The 17157-nt window shown below is 73.3% G+C and carries 13 protein-coding genes; 8 read left to right on the forward strand and 5 right to left on the reverse strand.

Features of this window, described 5'->3' with window-relative positions; translation table 11 throughout:
* Positions 1-5: 5 nt before the first annotated feature.
* Positions 6-1901: an amidohydrolase gene (locus ACIRPH_RS24015; protein ID WP_402918101.1), complete on the reverse strand. Its 1896-nt coding sequence runs from the start codon at positions 1899-1901 to the stop codon at positions 6-8.
* Between the two features lie 448 nt (positions 1902-2349).
* Between ACIRPH_RS24015 and ACIRPH_RS24020 the strand changes: the two genes are divergently transcribed.
* The gene (locus tag ACIRPH_RS24020) at positions 2350-3501 is read left to right on the forward strand and encodes an acyltransferase family protein (RefSeq protein WP_402918601.1); all 1152 of its coding nucleotides are present in this window, start codon (positions 2350-2352) and stop codon (positions 3499-3501) included.
* Between the two features lie 168 nt (positions 3502-3669).
* Here the strand turns inward: ACIRPH_RS24020 and ACIRPH_RS24025 are convergent, their stop codons facing one another.
* Entirely contained in the window at positions 3670-4614 is a 945-nt protein-coding gene (locus ACIRPH_RS24025; protein WP_402918104.1) for a CDP-alcohol phosphatidyltransferase family protein, read from the reverse strand.
* A 240-nt stretch (positions 4615-4854) separates the two neighbouring features.
* On the opposite strand from ACIRPH_RS24025, the gene ACIRPH_RS24030 reads away from it, so the two are divergent.
* On the forward strand, positions 4855-6294 hold the full coding sequence (locus ACIRPH_RS24030) for a GuaB1 family IMP dehydrogenase-related protein (RefSeq protein WP_402918107.1): 1440 nt from the start codon (positions 4855-4857) through the stop codon (positions 6292-6294).
* Positions 6295-6391: 97 nt separating this feature from the next.
* Here ACIRPH_RS24030 and ACIRPH_RS24035 read toward each other — a convergent pair whose 3' ends face one another.
* Together ACIRPH_RS24035 and ACIRPH_RS24040 are read right to left on the reverse strand one after the other, a co-directional pair.
* Positions 6392-7156, reverse strand: a complete 765-nt coding sequence (locus ACIRPH_RS24035; protein ID WP_402918110.1) for an endonuclease V — start codon at positions 7154-7156, stop codon at positions 6392-6394.
* A 94-nt stretch (positions 7157-7250) separates the two neighbouring features.
* Positions 7251-8060 carry a M23 family metallopeptidase gene (locus ACIRPH_RS24040; RefSeq protein ID WP_402918112.1) on the reverse strand — a complete coding sequence of 270 codons (810 nt, stop codon included), beginning with the start codon at positions 8058-8060 and terminating at the stop codon, positions 7251-7253.
* Between the two features lie 226 nt (positions 8061-8286).
* Here ACIRPH_RS24040 and ACIRPH_RS24045 point away from each other — a divergent pair, with 226 nt between their 5' ends.
* From ACIRPH_RS24045 to ACIRPH_RS24060, 4 genes are read left to right on the forward strand one after another with little or no spacing between them, the layout of a single operon-like run.
* Positions 8287-9066 (forward strand): ATP-binding cassette domain-containing protein, encoded by a 780-nt coding sequence (locus tag ACIRPH_RS24045; protein WP_402918115.1) that lies wholly within the window; start codon positions 8287-8289, stop codon positions 9064-9066.
* A 55-nt stretch (positions 9067-9121) separates the two neighbouring features.
* Complete coding sequence (locus ACIRPH_RS24050) at positions 9122-11164, forward strand: YhgE/Pip family protein (RefSeq protein ID WP_402918603.1); 2043 nt, start codon at positions 9122-9124, stop codon at positions 11162-11164.
* A 47-nt stretch (positions 11165-11211) separates the two neighbouring features.
* Entirely contained in the window at positions 11212-11847 is a 636-nt protein-coding gene (locus tag ACIRPH_RS24055; protein ID WP_402918118.1) for a TetR/AcrR family transcriptional regulator, read from the forward strand.
* A 13-nt stretch (positions 11848-11860) separates the two neighbouring features.
* Positions 11861-12256, forward strand: a complete 396-nt coding sequence (locus ACIRPH_RS24060; RefSeq protein WP_402918121.1) for a DUF3592 domain-containing protein — start codon at positions 11861-11863, stop codon at positions 12254-12256.
* A gap of 159 nt (positions 12257-12415) precedes the next feature.
* Here ACIRPH_RS24060 and ACIRPH_RS24065 read toward each other — a convergent pair whose 3' ends face one another.
* Positions 12416-13576, reverse strand: a complete 1161-nt coding sequence (locus ACIRPH_RS24065) for an antibiotic resistance protein VanZ (RefSeq protein WP_402918124.1) — start codon at positions 13574-13576, stop codon at positions 12416-12418.
* 561 nt (positions 13577-14137) lie between these two features.
* Between ACIRPH_RS24065 and ACIRPH_RS24070 the strand changes: the two genes are divergently transcribed.
* Complete coding sequence (locus ACIRPH_RS24070) at positions 14138-16699, forward strand: nitrate- and nitrite sensing domain-containing protein (RefSeq protein WP_402918127.1); 2562 nt, start codon at positions 14138-14140, stop codon at positions 16697-16699.
* Positions 16700-16701: 2 nt separating this feature from the next.
* Positions 16702-17157, forward strand: a complete 456-nt coding sequence (locus ACIRPH_RS24075; protein ID WP_267946403.1) for a roadblock/LC7 domain-containing protein — start codon at positions 16702-16704, stop codon at positions 17155-17157.

The raw sequence follows: 17157 nt of genomic DNA on the forward strand, positions 1-17157 counted from the left end.
CGCCGTCAGAGACGGTACTCGGCGTCGGGCAGGTCGTCGTCGGGCCCGGGGGGCGGCGGAGCGTGGTGGGCGCTGCCCCGGGGCGGCGGACCGCCGTAGGACGGCCCCGCGGGCGGTCCCTGTGGCGGGCCCTGCGGGACGCCGTCGTCGTCGAGGATCGAGGCCATGTCCGTCGACAGGGTGGACTCCTCGGCCTTCTCGCTGCGCCACTCGTCGCGCAGCTCGTCGTCCTGCGCCCCCATCACGGCGTCCATGTCGGCGTCGTGGGTGGACTTGGCCGGGTCCTCCGCGGGGTCGGGCCAGGAGGAGGCCAGGAACGCGCTGTCGTAGGCGTCGTTGGGCTCGGGCGGACCCGCCTGGGACGGGCGGCCCCCGGGCGCGGGCCGGCCCTGCGGCGGGCCGAACGGGTCGGACAGGGGGTCGGAGAACGGGTCCGCCTGCTGCGGGGCGGTCTCGCCCCGGGCGGGGGCGCCGCCGAACGGGTCGACCGGGTCGTCGGCGACCGCGCGCTGCTCGTGGACCGCGTCGGGGGCCGGTCCCGGGAAGGACGCGCCGGCCGGGGCCGAGGCGGCCCGGTCCCGCGCCCCGTCGGCGCCCAGGTAGGACAGGGCGGCGACGGTGATCGCCGCGAGCCCCGCGCGCAGGGTGGGTTCGCGCGCGGGCGCGAAGAACGGCGAGTGGTTGCTGGGGACGTTGCCCATCTTCTCGTACGGGGTGTCGCCGGGAGCCGCCTCCCACACGTCGTGGGGCGTGGCGCCGACGAACCAGAACACGTACGGGATGGGCTGGGGGTCGCCGGGGAGGCCGAAGTAGTTGAAGTCCTCCGTGCCGGGCGAGGGGTCCGGCAGGTGGATCACGTAGTCCTCGCCGAAGTAGGCGTGGTGGGCCGCGGCCACCTCCGCCGAGCAGGCGGCGTCGTTGCGGGTGACGCCGCAGGAGACGAACATCTCGATGTCGGGCTCGCGGTTGGCCCCGGACGCCGCGGCCTCGGCGCGCACGATCCGCTCGATGGCGGACTCCAGCTGGTCCGCGACGTTGTCGTTGAGGGCCCGGGTGTTGATCTCCAGGTAGGCCTCGTCGGGGATGATGTTGGCCTTCGTCCCGGCCTGGATCCTGCCGACGGTCAGGACCGCCATCTCGCTCGGGCTGATCTCCCGGGAGACCACGCCCTGGAGGCGGGTGACGATGTTCGCGGCGATGACCACCGGGTCGACGGTGGTGTGCGGCTGGGAGGCGTGGCCGCCCTCGCCGTGCACGCGCACCCGGTAGGCGCGCGAGGCGCCCAGGATGATCCCGGCGCGGTGGGAGATGAGTCCGGCGGGCTGCGGGCCGAGGTGCTGGCCGAGGATGACGTCGGGGCGGCCGAAGCGGTCGTAGAGGCCGTCGGCGAGCATCGCCTGGGCGCCGTCGAGGGTCTCCTCGGCGGGCTGGGCGACGATCATGACGGTGCCGGCCCACTCGTCGCGGGTCTCGGAGAGGAGGTCGGCCGCTCCCACGAGGCAGGCGGTGTGGGCGTCGTGTCCGCAGGCGTGCATGACGGGGACCTCGACGCCGTCCGCGTCGGGGGCGCGGGTCGTGCTCGCGTACGGGAGGCCGGTCTTCTCCTCCAGGGGGAGCGCGTCCATGTCGGCGCGGAGCATCACCGTGGGTCCGGGGCCGTTGCGGAGGATGCCCACGACACCGGTGCCGCCGATCCCCTTGTGGACCTCGTATCCGGTCCGGGTGAGCCACTCCGCGACACCGCTGGCCGTCCGCTGCTCGGCGTGGGAGAGCTCCGGGTTCTTGTGCAGATCGACGTAGAACCCCTCCACGAGCGGGAAGAGCTCGTCGAGGAGTCGCATGACCACGCTCCCGTGCTGGGCTGCACGGTCGGGGTCCACCGCGTGCGGCACGGTTTCCACCGCCTTCTTCCGTATCTCGACTGGACGGGCACTGCCTGACGGCTCAGCCTAGCGGCGCGGTCGTCACGGCCACACACCGACACGTTCACCCAGCGTCCGCCACGGTCCTGCAGATGGGTTAGGGTCTGCACACGGAAAGCCATCCCCGCCCGAGCCGATCACATTACGTATGTCTCGTTCGTCCCGTCCTCACCGTGCGTACGGAAGGACCCGGGGAACTTTCCACAGATTTGGGAGAACCGCTGGCGCACCTTGCAACATCACAGTAAGGTAACGCAGCACATGCTGATTCATCCGACCTTCCGGTGCCTCCCCTCGCGCGCCAGCGGCACCCTCTCATCCGAGCCCCGGCCCCAGAGGTCGGCCCAGACCCCTTCCACGGGGTCCGTCGGACCACGAACCCGCCCGAGAAAACAGTGATCTACGGAGTCCACTCGTGGCCTCATCCATGACCAGTCCGGCCTCCCGCCCTCCGGAACCCGGGCAGGGCGCGACCACCGGGGGTCCCTCCCCCGACACCGTCCAGGCACCGGGGCGCGACGCCCGGCTGGACAACGCCAAGTTCATCCTCATCGCGCTGGTCGTCGTCGGCCACGCGATCGAGCCCCTGAGGGACCACGGGCCCACCGGTGCCCTGTACTACTGGATCTACTTCTTCCACATGCCCGCGTTCATCATGATCAGCGGGTACCTGTCGCGGTCCTTCGACGCCTCGTCGAACCGCGTGGAGAAGCTGGTCCTGACGGTGGCCGTCCCGTACCTCATCTTCTGGACGATCCACCAGACCATCTACTTCTTCGAGCGCGGCGGCCTTCCCGACGCGGCCTCGGTGCTCAAGCCGACCTGGACCCTGTGGTTCCTGGTCGCGCTCTTCCTCTGGCGCCTGAGCGTGCCGGTCTGGAAGCAGCTGCGCTGGCCCGTGCTCATCGCCGTCGTCGTCTCGATGTTCGGGGCCACCGCGAGCCTGGGCGAGACGCTCTCCATGGGCCGCGTCGTCAGCTTCCTCCCCTTCTTCGTGCTGGGGCTGAGCCTGCGGCGCGAGCACTTCGCCCTCCTGGACCGGCTGTGGGTGCGGATCCTGTCCGTGTTCGTGCTCGGCATGACGGCCGTGCTGGCCGTGCCCATCTCCGACCGGCTGAGCCGCGACTGGCTCTTCTGGAAGGACAGCCTCACCGACCGGGACATCGACCCGCTCCTGCCCAGCTTCGGGATCCGGCTCGCCTTCATGGGCCTGGCCCTGCTGATGACCGTCGCGGTGCTGGCGCTCACGCCCAAGCAGCGCACCTGGTTCACCTCTCTGGGCGCGTACACCCTCTACGTCTACCTCGGCCACTCGGTGGTCCTGCTCCTGCTCAAGGCCTCGCCCTGGTACGACGTGGTGGGCGGGCCGACGGGCACGGCGATCACCGCCGCCGGGGCGGCGGCCCTGACACTGCTGCTGTGCACCCCGTGGGTGCGCAAGTGCATGCAGTGGGCGGTCGAACCCCAGCTGACGTGGTTCCTGCGCAAGGACTCCACGCTCCGTCCGGAGAACCGCGAGCGCGCGGGCAAGGACGGCGGCCCGGGCGATTCGCAGAAGAAGGAGACCGCCGGGGTCTGACCCGGGCCCCGCCCGCCGGACCGGACGGCGTCCGGACCGCGGCGGCCGGGCCGCCCGCGGGTCTGCGTGGGACACGAGGGGAAGACGGGGACGCAGGGAATCGGATACGAAGAAGGGGCGGTGCGCGAAAGCGCACCGCCCCTTCCCCTTGCGCGGAGCCGGCCGGGATCAGCTCCCGCCGGCGGTCGTCTGCGCGGGGGCCGCCGGGACGGCGCCGGAGGCGAGCAGCTGGCGGCGGCGGGCCTCGAACCTGCGCGTGTCCTTCCACAGCCGCAGGACCAGGACGACCTCGAAGAAGGCGAGCGCCAGGACGGAGAACACCGCGGTCGGGAGGATCAGGCTGTTCAGCGGCGTGAACAGGGCGACCACGACGGTCATCGGGGCCACCACGCACAGGAACATCTCGAACTCGATGCCGCTGAACAGGTGGGGCCGCACCCTGTTCCGGAGCAGGAAGTCGCGCACACGCGGGTAGAAGCCGGTCGGGGCCGGGGCGTCCGGGCGCGCGGGGGCGTCCGCCATCTCGTCGTCCTCCGGGTCCGCGTCGCCCAGGCCCGCCGCGGGCTGCCCCGGCCCCGTCTCGCCCGAGAGCTCCGCGATGGTCTGGTGCATGGCCCGGCGGGTCTTGGCGACCTGGGAGCCGTTGAGGTAGCGCAGCAGGTCGAAGAAGACCACGACCGGCGCGACGATCAGGTAGGCGGCGTTCCCGGTGACCGCCCACTGGGTGACGAGGAGCGCCATGACGCAGCCGAAGAACCGGATGCGGTCGAACACGAAGTCGACCCAGCTGCCGAAGACGGAGCCGTTGCCCTTGAGGCGGGCGATCTTGCCGTCCATGCAGTCCAGCACGAAGCTGAGGTGGAACAGCAGACCGCCCAGCACCAGCCAGCCCCAGCCGGTCCCCTCGACGAACGCCGGGGCGACGAAGCAGAGGGCGGAGAGCAGGCCCAGGACGCCGGCGCCCATCGTCAGCTGGTTGGGGGTGATGCCGGTGCGGTTCGCGGTCCAGACCACGAGACGCCCTGCGAGGGGATCGACCAGGAAGACCGTCCACCAGGCGTCCTTCGCCTTGTAGGTCTCTTCCTTGACTTGCGCGAACGTGAAACGCGGCATGCGGGCTCTCCAGGAGGGCACACTCCCCCCGGAGCCCCGGCCGCTCCACCGTTCAACGAAGCGCTGACCAGGGCAGGGGAGAGGGCTGTATCGGCGGGAATCGAGTCATCATGCCAGATCGAGGGTCGTCCGACCTAATCGGTGACGGCATACTTGACTGGTAAGAGGGGGATCAACAGGCGGCCGTGTGCGGGAGCAGCGGATGGTCCACCCCCTTCGGTCTCGACCGAGGTAGAGGCATTGCGTTTTCTCAACGACCAGGTCCCGCAGCAGGACCTGACCTACAGCGACGTGTTCATGGTTCCGAACCGGAGCGCGGTGGGCTCCCGGCTCAGCGTGGACCTGTCGTCCCCGGACGGCACCGGAACCACCATCCCCCTGGTCGTGGCGAACATGACGGCGGTCGCCGGGCGCCGTATGGCCGAGACCGTCGCCCGGCGCGGCGGCATCGCGGTCATCCCGCAGGACATCCCCCTCGAGGTGGTGTCCGACGTCGTCTCCTGGACCAAACAGCGGCACCTGGTGCACGACACCGCCATCACCCTCAACCCGACCAGCACCGTCGGCGAGGCCCTCAACCTGCTGCCCAAGCGTGCGCACAACGCCGTGATCGTGATCGACGGGGCCCGCCGCCCCGTCGGCGTGGTCACCGAGGCCGACTGCGCGGGCGTGGACCGCTTCGCGCAGCTGCGCGACGTGATGTCCACGGAGCTGCTGACCATCCCCGCGGACACCGAGCCGCAGGAGGCCTTCGGGAGGCTGCACGACTTCCGCCACCGGCTCGCGCCGGTCGTGGACGGGGAGGGCGCCCTGGTCGGCGTGCTCACGCGCACGGGCGCGCTGCGCTCCACCCTGTACACGCCCGCCGTGGACGCGGGGGGCCGCCTGCGCGTGGCCGCCGCCGTCGGCATCAACGGCGACGTGGCGGGCAAGGCCGCCGACCTGCTGGCGGCCGGCGCCGACACCCTGGTCATCGACACCGCGCACGGCCACCAGGAGAAGATGCTCTCCGCCATCGCCAAGGTCCGCGCCCTCGCGCCGAAGGTGCCGATCGTGGCGGGCAACATCGTCACCGCCCGGGGCACCCGCGACCTCATCGAGGCGGGCGCCGACATCGTCAAGGTCGGCGTGGGACCGGGCGCGATGTGCACCACCCGCATGATGACGGCCGTCGGCCGGCCCCAGTTCTCCGCCGTCCTGGAGTGCGCCGAGGCCGCGGCCGACCTGGGCAAGCACGTGTGGGCGGACGGCGGCGTGCGCCACCCGCGCGACGTGGCGCTCGCCCTGGCCGCGGGCGCGTCCAACGTGATGGTGGGCTCCTGGTTCGCCGGGACCTACGAGTCCCCGGGCGACGTGATGCGCGACGCCGAGGGCAGGCAGTACAAGGAGAGCTTCGGCATGGCGTCGGCCCGCGCGGTCCGCCTGCGCACCGCCGACGACTCCCCGTTCGAGCGGGCCCGCAAGGCCCTGTTCGAGGAGGGGATCTCCACGGGCCGCATGTACCTGGACCCGGAGCGGCCCGGCGTGGAGGACCTGATCGACCAGATCATCGCGGGCGTGCGCAGCTCGATGACGTACGCGGGGGCCACGTCGCTGGCGGAGTTCCGCGAGCGGGCCGTGGTCGGCGTGCAGAGCGCCGCCGGCTACAACGAGGGGCGCCCGGTTCCCACCAGCTGGTAGCCCGGACGCCCGGGGGCGCGCGGACGCGCGCCCCCGGGCGGGGCGGCCCGCGCGAGCCCCCGCCCGCGTCCCCGGGCGGGGGCGTCCCCGGCGCGGACTACCCCTTGGCCGCGAGGACCGCCTTGCGGTGCTCGCCGCACAGCCGGTCGGCGTGCCTGACCGGCTCGGGGACGCGGTACTTCGGCGACAGGCGCAGCACCAGCTCGGCCGAGCCCTCCAGGTCCACGCGGTGTCCCACGGACACGTAGACGGGCTTGACGCCGGCGCGGGTGCGCAGGACGCGCCCGATCACCTCCGCGCCGTCCCGGGCCAGCGCGGGCGAGTCGGGGACCACCTCGGAGCGTCCCGCCACCATGGGCGTCCACGACCCGCGCTCGTTCCCCGGCACGGAGTGCTTGCCGTACAGCACGGACTTGGCCGACCCGACCACCGGCAGGTCCAGCAGGACCCCCAGGTGGGAGGCGACCCCGAAGCGGCGCGGATGGGCCATCCCGAACCCGTCGCACAGGTACACGTCGGGGGTCGTCCGCAGCGAGCCCAGGGCCTCCAGGACCGGCGGCAGCTCACGGAAGCCGAACAGCCCGGAGATGTAGGGGAACGAGGGCTCGGAGGAGATCGCGACGGACTCCACGACCTCCAGGGTCTCCACGTCCAGGATCACGGCCGCCGCCGACAGCGCGGAGTTGTCCGTGGCGTAGCTGACGTCCAGTCCGGCCACCAGCCGCACCGCGTCCACGTCCAGCGGCTCGACGCGCACGCGGTCCGCCAGGACGCGTTGGCGCGCGACGGCCTCCTTGGGGTCGTCGGGCCAGTTCTCGGGGTCGTCCAGCACCCGCGCGACCCGTTCGGCGATTTCCGACACCGTGTTCCCCCGTTCTCGCGGTTCCGATCGGTCCACCCGTCCAACCGTACGCGCACCGGGGTGGGGGCGCGTGCCGCGACGGCGCGGCCCCGGCTCAGTCCCGGGCCGGCTCAGGGGCCTCGAAGCGCTCGCCGTTCGCGGGGACGCCGATCCCCCGCCAGGTGAAGGGGACGCCCCGGGCGCGGTTCGGGTCGGCCCGGTCCATCAGCTGGAAGTGCAGGTGCGGCTCGGTGGTGTTGCCGGAGTTGCCGCACAGGGCGAGCGTCCGGCCCGCCCGGACGCGGTCGCCCTCGCGCACCCTCAGCGAACCGCGCTGCACGTGGGCGTAGAGGGCGAAGACGCCGTCCCCCAGGTCGAGCACCACGTGATTGCCGATCACGGGGCCCGCCCCGCCGAGGCTGCGCACCGTCCCCTCGGCGAACAGGTAGGCGAGCGCCGGGTAGGAGTTGCGGCTCAGGTGGTCGCGCCGGTGGTCGGAGGCGCGGACGACCACGGCGTCCGCCACGGCCAGCAGGGGTTCCCCGAAGGCCGGGAAGTCCCGGTTCCCCCGGGCCGGGGGCCACCAGCCGAAGGCCGGGCGCTCCCCGGAGTCCGTCAGGACGTCGATCGCGTACTCCTGGCCGTAGGCGCGGGTGCCGTGGCTGGGGACGCGGTCCGCCGGGCTGTTCAGGGCGGTCCAGGCCCCGGCGACCGGCGGCGCCACCTCGACGGCGCTCGGGGGCGGCCCCCCGCGCGCCAGGCGGCCGAACAGCAGGTTCACCGCCGCGAGCACGACGAACGCCGTCAGGGCGGCCAGGTTCCACCACGCGGAGAGGTCGAAAAGTTCCCGGGCCAGGACCACCCCCAGCAGTACCGCACCGCTCCACAGGAACAGGAGCGAGCACACTCCGGCCGCCGTCCGCATGGCACCCCTCCTCCGGGCGGCACGGGGCCGCCCCTTTTTTCATCTTTTACGTAATTACGGAATCACACACTAATCCATCCCGGCCTCCGCGCGGCACGGCCCCCGGGCGCGTCGCGCTGTGCGACACCCCACAGCGGCGGATGCTCGGACGGGGGCGCCGGGCGCAGTAGCGTGGAGCCGCTGGTTTTGCACTGACTGGTCAGTTCAAAAAGAGGGGGGCGCAGACATGCGTCGGGCCACCGGAGCGCGCGTCCAGGCCGAGGGCGTCACGCTCGCCACACGCGAGGGTCCCGTCTACACCGGGGTCGGCTTCGTCGCCCGGCCCGGCACGCTCACGGTCTTCCAGGCCGACTCGGGCGGCGGTCGCAGCGCGCTGCTCCTGACCCTGACCGGCAGGATGAGGCCGTCGGGGGGAACCGTGCACGTGGACGGCCACGAGCTGCCCCGGCGGGCCCGCCGGGTCCGGCGGATCAGCTCACTCGGGCTGATGGAGGACGTCAACGCCCTCGACGACCGCCTCCGGGTGCGCGAACACCTCTCGGAGGGGCTGCTCCTGCGGATGCGGCCCGCCGCGAGGGGGCTGGCCGACGAGGCCATGGAGGCCGCCGACCTCGGAGGGCTGGACCGCCGCACCATGGTCAAGGACCTGTCCATGCTCGAACGGCGCCGCCTGGGCGTCGCCCTGGCCCTGCTCGCCGAACCCCGGCTCCTGGCCGTGGACGACGTGGACGGCGGCCTGAGCGGCGAGCACCAGGCCGCCATGTGGCGCACCCTCGAACGCCTCGCCGGGGAAGGGCCCACCGTGATCGCCACCTGCGCCGACGCCGACGCGCTGGGCCCGGTCGCCGGACCGGACACCCGGGGCCCCGTCCCGATCCGGCAGGACCCCGCGCACGATCCGGACGACCCGGCGGGGCGCGGGGGCGGCGGCGCGGACGCCGCCCGGGCGCGCATCGACGACCTCCTCGACCGCGGGAAGGACGGTGACGGCCGTGAGCAGGCATGAGAGGCGCAGACCGCGCATACGGCCCTTCGCCGTGCCCCGGCTCGGGCTGCTCACCATGCGCTCCTTCCTGCGCTCCCCGCTGCCCGCGGCCGCGCTGGCGGCGCTCGTGCTCATCCCGCTGCTCTACTCCGGCATGTACCTGTGGTCCTTCTGGGACCCGTTCGGCAGGATGCAGCACCTGCCGGTGGCGCTCGTCAACGAAGACGAGCCCGTGGAGGTGGACGGCCGGGAGATGGACGCCGGCGGCGAGCTCACCGACACGCTCCTGGAGCGCGGGGACCTCGACTGGCACCCGGTCGGCGCGGAGGAGGCCGCGCGCGGCGTCGCCGACGGGGACTACTACGTCTCCCTCACCATCCCCTCGCACTTCAGCGAGGACCTGTCCTCTCCCTCCCGGGACCGGGAGGCGCCGGTCCAGGCCATGCTGGAGGCGCACTACAACGACTCCAACAGCTTCATCGTGCGCCAGCTGGCGGGAAGCGCGTTCAAGGAGGTCCGCGACGCCGCCGCCGCGTCGGCGATCAGCGACTACCTCGACGAGATCTTCGTGGGGTTCAACGAGATCCACGGCAGGACCGAGGAGGCGGCCGAGGGCGCCGACGAGCTGTCCGGCGGCGCGGACAGCGCCGAGGAGGGGGCCGGTGAGCTGTCGACGGGCGTGGACGACGCCCACACCGGGGCCGGGTCGCTGAGCAGCGGCCTGGACGAGCTGTACACGGGGTCGCAGTCCCTGGCCGCGGGCGCCGGCACCGCGTCGGAGGAGGTCTCCACCCAGGTGGAGAAGCTGGACGGGCTGGCCGACGAATGGCTTCCCCGGCTGGAGGAGGACGTCCCCGCGATCCAGGAGCGCGCCGACACCGCCGCCGAGGTCACCGGCGCCCTGTCCACGGCGCTGGAGGAGCTGCCCGAGGAGATCGACACCGACGGGCTCTCCGAGGTCGACGCCCGGCTGGCCGCCTTCCTCCGGGAGAACCCCGGTCTGGAGACCGAGAACCCGGAGCTCCACGCACTGCTGGGCGACCTCCAGGGGGCCATGGACACCGCCCTGTCCGTCGCCGGGTACGTCGACGGGAACAGGGACGACATCGAGTCGGCCGCCGAGGAGGCCGCCGCCCTCAGCGAGCGCGCCGCCGCGCTCTCGGAGGACCTTCCCGCCATGGTCGACCGGGCGGAGGAGGCCCGCGACGAGGTCGACGCGCTCGACGAAGGGCTGGCCGAACTCGCGGCGGGCTCCGCGGCCCTGCGGGACGGGCTGGCGGACGCCTCCGGGGGCGCCTCCGAGCTGGATTCCGGCCTGGGGCTGCTCAGCGGCGGCGCGGGCGACCTCCACGAGGGGCTGGGCGAGCTGGCGTCGGGGTCCGGCGAACTCGCCGAGGGGCTCGACGAGGGCGCCGGGGAGATCCCCACCTACTCCGACAGGGGTCGGTCCGACGCGTCCGCCGTGATGAGCGAGCCGATCCGGCTGGACAGCGAGATCTCCAACGAGTCCCCGAACTACGGGACGGGCTTCGCCCCGTTCTTCGTCCCGCTGTCCCTGTGGGTGGGGGCGATGGTGGTGTTCATGGTGCTGCCCGCGCTGTCCTCGCGGGCCCTGGCGTCCTCGGCCCCGTCGTGGCGGGTCGCCCTGGCCGGCCGGGTCGTCCCGCTGCTGCTCGGCGTGGGCCAGGTGGCGGTCACGCTGGGAGCGCTGCACCTGTTCCTGGGGCTGGAGGCCCGGGACTGGCCTCTGCTCGTCGCGTTCCTGGTGCTGACCTCGGTCGCGTTCACCGCCGTCGTGCAGTACCTCAACGTGCAGTTCGGGGCCGCGGGGAGGGTCGTCGCCCTCGCCCTCCTGGTGCTCCAGCTGACGTCGGCGGGCGGCACGTACCCGATCGAGACCAGTCCTGCGTTCTTCCAGGCCATCGGCCCCTACCTGCCGCTGCACTGGGGCGTGACGGCGATGCGCGTCCTGCTCGGGGGCGGGGACCCGACCCTCGTGTGGAGCGCCTTCGGGGTGATGGGCCTGTGGCTGGTGGTACCGCTGCTCCTCACGTGGCTGGCAGTGGAGCGCAAGCGGGTGTGGACGATGTCCTCCCTCTACCCCGCGCTGAAGCTGTGACGGCCCGCCGTGGCGCGACCGCCTCCGGCAGCGGCAGAATGGACCGGATGAGCGCGAGCACCGACCGGCCGAGGAGCGGTCGCCGAGAGGCGACCCGGCACCGCCTGTTCGAGGCGGCCGTCGGCCTGATATCCGAACAGGGCTACGGCGCCACGACCGTGGACGAGATCGCCGAGCGCGCGGGGGTCGCCAAGGGCACCGTCTACTACAACTTCGGCGGGAAGAGCGAGCTGTACACGGCGCTGATGGAGTGGGGGGTGTCCCGGCTCGCCGACACGCTGAAGGACGCCGTGCCCCCCTCCGCCCCGCCCGCCGAGGGGCTCGCCGCGGTCCTGCGCGCGGGGGTGGTGTTCATCGGCGAGCACGAGGCGCTCGCCCGGCTCCTGATGGCCGAGGCCTGGCGGACCAACCAGGTCTGGTACGCGACCGTCCGCCAGATCCGCACCGAGGCGATCGGGGTCATCTCCGGCCAGCTGGATCGGCTGGCCGCCGAGGGGGCCCTGCGGCGGGGGGTGGACACGGGGCTCGCGGGATCCGCCCTGTTCGGCATGGTGGTCACCGTGGCCCTGGACTGGCGTACCCTCCAACCCGAGAGGCCGGTCGAGGAGATCCACGCGACTCTGGCCCACATGACCGACGGCCTGGTCGGCGCACCGTCGTCCGCACCGGAGAACGACGCCTGAGAGGACGCCCCCCGTGGCCGACCTGTACCCCCTGCTCCCCCTCCTGGCCGGGGCCGTGATCCTCTGGATCGTCGCCCGGGACACACGCCTCGAACTGCGGCTCGTCCGCCACGGCATGCGCGCCAAGGGCCGGGTGATCGGCTACAACGAGACCTCGACCGCCTCGCGCATGATCGTGCAGTTCCGTACCGAGGACGGCCAGGAGGTCCACGCCGAGCACGAGAACACCGGGTGGACGGCCTCCCGCGCCGGGGAGATCGTGACGGTGGCCTACGATCCGGACGAGCCCGCCCGGGCGCGCATCGTGTCCGCGCCGTGGCTGAGCCACTGGGTACGGGGGCTGTTCGGCGGGCTGGGCGCGATCCTGGTGCTGACCGGCCTCCTCCTGGGCTACCTCGCCTGGCGCTAGACCGGCTCCCGCGGGCACTCGCCCTGCTGCGCGTCGCCCCGGCACGCCCCTCGCGGCGTTCTCCTCCGTCGACAGGACCCCACCCTGACTCCTTCGTCGGCCTTGCGATGCACGCACCGGATGCGCCGCTCGCGACGGACGGCATCCGCGGAACACGCCCTAGACCGGCTCCCGGGGGGGCCGGACGGGGTCGGCGGCGGCTCCGGACGGGGTCTCCTCCCGGGGCTCGGAGTAGCGGACCAGCCGTGAGGGCAGCCCGCCGTCGAGGCTGGAACGGGTGCGCACGCGCACCCCGCACAGCAGGTCGGCCAGGCCCGCCCGGTCGGACCGGACCAGGGCGGTGCACGCGTGCAGCGCGACCACGGCGAGTGCGGCCCAGGGCAGGCCCAGGGCGACGAGCACGGCGATCGGGGCCTGGAGCAGGAGGGTGCGCAGGAGGACCCGCCACCGGGACGCCGGACGGGGGCTCCCCCGGTCCCCGAGGGCCAGCCCGACGGCGGCCGGTCCCGGTGTGACGCGGTCGCTCCGCAGCTGGGGCAGGACGACGGCGCACACGAGGGCCAGGCCCAGGAGCGCGGCCTCCCCGGTCCGTCCCCCGGCGAGGGGGTACACGACGCCGTAGGCGTGCAGCAGGGCGGTCACGGCCGAGGCCCCGAACCACCACAGGCCGAGGTCGAGCAGGGCCCCCGTCATGCGCCGGTCGAGTGCGGGGTCGACGCGGTCGGGCACCGCGGCGGGCCACCCCCGGGCGGGGCCGCCGGGCCACAGGGGCAGGAGCCGGCGGGCGGCCGTCCACCCGGCCAGGGCCCCCACGGCGCCCAGGGCGACCAGCAGGGCCGAGGCGGGCGCGTAGGCGCACGGGTACAGGCCGAGCACGCCGGTCGCGCGCACCGCGGCGACGGAGGCGGCGAGCGCCGCCCCGATCACCAGGGTCGCCACCGGCCCCCGGCGGAAGCGGTGGCGGGCCAGGAGGCCGACCACGGTGAAGAGCCCGAGGGCGAGGGCGGCGTCCCACGCCGTGAGCGGCGGGCCGCCGCCCGCGGAGGTCCCTCCGGCCACCGCCGCGGACCAGCCGCCCGCGGAGCCGTTCCCGGTGCACAGCCCGTCGGCGGACGCGGGCAGGGGCCAGACCGCGTAGGCCACGAGTGCGACCCCCGTGACCAGGGCGGCCGCCGTGAGGCGGCCCGGCAGCCCGTGCGGCCGCCCGTAGCGCCGGTGCTGCCCGCGCAGGTACAGCGCGGCGCCGACGACCACCAGCAGCGGTACGACGGCGAGCGCCACCTCGACGGCGGCCTGTCCCCCGCCGAACGGTCGACCCATGGTGCTTCCCCCCGTGCTCCGGCAGCCGCGACGTCCCGGCGCCCCGCTTCCCCGTCCGCGCGGCCGTTCCCGCGCCGGGGACGCAACGCTAGTACGCTCTGTCGTCGGGTGGGGACCGAACTTCCGACTTCGTCCGCCGTCCCGCCCGGTTCCCGGGGCGCGTCCACCGCTCCGGCCCGGGAGGCCCGGCAACGTCACGCGAAGCAGGGTGGCCGCGCACTCTCCGCCATATGTGACGTTTGTCCCATTGTCACCATTTATTCACAGCAGGCAACACGAGCACCTCCGGCCGGAGGGTGGACATTCTCGGCCTTCATGGCAGACTGCCTTCACCAACCCGGATATTTCGGCGCTTCACGTGCGAGATACGATCCCCAACGCCGAAAAGCCGCGCTTGTGGTTACCCTGCGGTACGTCCCGCGTCCAGAGCCCCGACGGACGCCGCCCGCGGGGCAGGAGGCCGCGCACACGCGGACCGCGAGGCGCCGTCCCCTGCGGCGCCCGGCCCCCCGGGGCCCGCACCGCAACCCCAGACCGAAGACGCGGATCGACAGGAGAACCGTGCAGGCAGTACCGAAGCGACGCGGACGGACGATCACCGCCCGTATCCGCGCAATGGTCATGATCCCCACCACCGCGCTCTTCGCGCTCTGGCTGATCCTCACCTTCGCCCTGACCGGCGACGCCGTCGTGCAGCTGATCCGCGCCCGGGCCACCGAGGACCTGGTGACCCCCGCCGCGGTCGGCCTCGTGGACGTGATGCAGGAGCGGTCCCAGTCGATCGCCTACATCGAGAACCCCGGGAACACGCAGCTGGCGGGCGACCTCGCCGAGGCCCGCGAACGCACCGACGGCACCATGGGCGTGGTCATCGGGGAGCTGATCGGCTTCGCCGACCTCGCCCCCGGCGAGGGCGGCGACCACATCCGCATGCTGCACGAGCAGTACGAGGAGATCGGCGCGCTCCGCGAGGCGATCGACGCCGGGGACGCCTCGCGCGACGACGTCCTCGACTACTACAACGAGCTCATCCTGCACGGCGCCGACAGCTTCGACAGCCAGGCCCGCAGGGGCATGGCCGGCGACTCGACCAGCCCCTCCTTCACGGCCGTGTACATGTTCCGGACCGTCGACGTCTTCGCGCGGTCCGACGCCCAGATCGCCCGCGCCTTCGCCTCCGACGAGCTGACCGCGTCCGACCAGCGCGAGTTCACCGCACTGGTCGGCGCCTACCGGAACCTCCTCGAGGGCAACGGCCACTACCTGGAGGGCGAGGGCCAGGAGGAGCGCCTGCGGGCCGTGCTGGAGGGCCCCGAGTACGCGCGGCTCCTGGAGATGCAGCAGGAGATCATCGACCGCCGGATCTCGACGGAGACGGTCACGGACCCGGTCACCCTGGTGCCCGGCGAGGTCGAGGACCTCTCCATGCCCGTGGACCAGGACGCGTGGCGGGCCGACTACGACCACGTCCTGGCCGAGCTGACCGCCCTGGGCGCCGACGAGGCCATGCATGCGGCCGCCCTCACCCGGGAGTCCGCCAACCGGGCCGTCCTCCTGGCCGTCGGGGGCAGCCTCGGCGTCGCCGCCGTCATCCTGGGCGCCTTCCTGCTGGCCCGCCGCTCCTCGCGCGTCCTCAGCGAGCGCCTGCTGCGCCTGCGCGACGACTCCAACGACCTCGTCGAGAACCGGCTCCCCGAACTCATGCGCCGCCTGCACGAGGGCGAGCGCGTGGACACCGACAGCTCCTTGGCCGACCTCCGCACCACCGACGACGAGATCGGCGACGTCGCCAGGGCGTTCAACGCCGCCCAGCGCGCCGCCATCGACGAGGCGGTGCAGCAGACGGAGCTGCGCCAGGGCGTCAACCGCGTGTTCCTCAACATCGCGCACCGCAGCCAGACGCTGGTCCACCGCCAGCTCCGCCTGCTGGACAAGATGGAGCGCGAGCAGGAGGACCCGGACCAGCTGGCCCAGCTCTTCAAGCTCGACCACCTGGCCACGCGGTCGCGCCGCAACGCGGAGAACCTGCTCATCCTCGGCGGCGAGGCCCCGGGCCGTACCTGGCACCGGCCGATGCCGCTGATCGACGTGCTGCGCGGCGCCATCTCCGAGTCCGGCGACTACACGCGCGTCAAGCGCGACCGGATCGCCCGCGTCCACCTCAACGGGCCGGCCGTCGCCGACGTCATCCACCTAGTCGCGGAGCTGGTCGACAACGCCGCCATGTTCTCGCCGCCGCACACGCAGGTGCGCCTGAGCAGTGACGACGTGCCCAACGGGGTGACGATCGAGATCGAGGACCGGGGCCTCGGCATGACCGAGAGCGAGTTCGCGTCCGCGAACGCGCTCCTGGCCAGCCCGCCCGAGTTCGACGTGATGCGCCTGAACGAGAAGATGCGCCTCGGGCTCTTCGTCGTCTCGCACCTGGCCCACCGCCACGGCATCAAGGTGCACCTGCGCCCGTCGCCGTACGGGGGCGTGCAGGCGATCGTCCTGCTCCCGCACGAGCTGATCTCCGGGGACCGCACCCCGCTGCCCTCCTCCGAGTCCTCCGGCGAGGACATCTGGGAGGTGCGGGAGATCATCGACCGCGTCCCCGGCGAGCTGGAGTCCGCCCCCGTGGGCGCCAAGCCGGTCCTGACCTCGGTCTCCTCCACGGGCGAGGACACGGCGACGGACCACGGGGACGGGCCGGACGGCGGCGGCCCCGCGGACGGCGGCATGCCCGACGACCTCCTGGGCCCCGGCGGCGGGGACGCCCTCCTCCCCGCCCCGCCCGCCGGCGACCGCCCCGCCCTCCCGACCCGCAGGAAGAACATCAGCGCGGTCCCCGCCCCCGGCGCAGCACCCGCCGATGCCCCGGAGACCGCGGTGGAGGCCGGCGGAGGGCGGCCCCCGCTGCCCAAGCGGCGCCCCCAGGAGAACCTGGCGCCGCAGCTGGCGACCGACCCCGGGACCGACGTCCGGCCCGGGCCCGCCTCCGGCGCCTCCCCCGGCGAGGCCCCCGACGGCGGGGAGCGACTGGCGCGCCTGCGCCGGAACATGTCCGCGTTCCAGAAGGGGACGGACCGCGGACGGCGCGAGGGCAAGCAGCAGACCAACGACACCGACAAGGACGCCTGAACGTGACGAGTACTCCCGAAGGCGCCGCGCACGACAACGGAAACGGCGCTGCCAAGAAGGACATCGACTGGCTGCTCGACGAGCTGCTCGACCGCGCCGTCGGCTCCCGGCACGCGATCGTGCTGTCCGCGGACGGCCTCCTGATCGGACGCTCCCACGACCTGGTCAAGGAGGACGCCGAGCACCTGTCCGCGGTGGCCTCCGCGTTCCAGAGCCTGGCCCGCGGCACCGGCCGCCACTTCGGCGGCGGCGAGGTCCTCCAGACCGTGGTCGAGATGGAGAGCGCCTACCTGTTCGTCACCGGCGCGGGCCGCGGGGCGTGCCTGGCGGTGCTCGCCGACGAGAGCGCCGACGTCGGGCTCATCGCCTACGAGATGAACGTCCTGGTCGAGCAGGTGGGGCGGTATCTGGACGCCGCCCCCAGGCACGAGGGCGCCTCCGGGGAAGCCACGCGATAG

This window comes from Nocardiopsis sp. NPDC101807 (genome assembly GCF_044766605.1).
In the GTDB taxonomy this organism is placed as follows: Bacteria; Actinomycetota; Actinomycetes; order Streptosporangiales; family Streptosporangiaceae; genus Nocardiopsis; species Nocardiopsis tropica.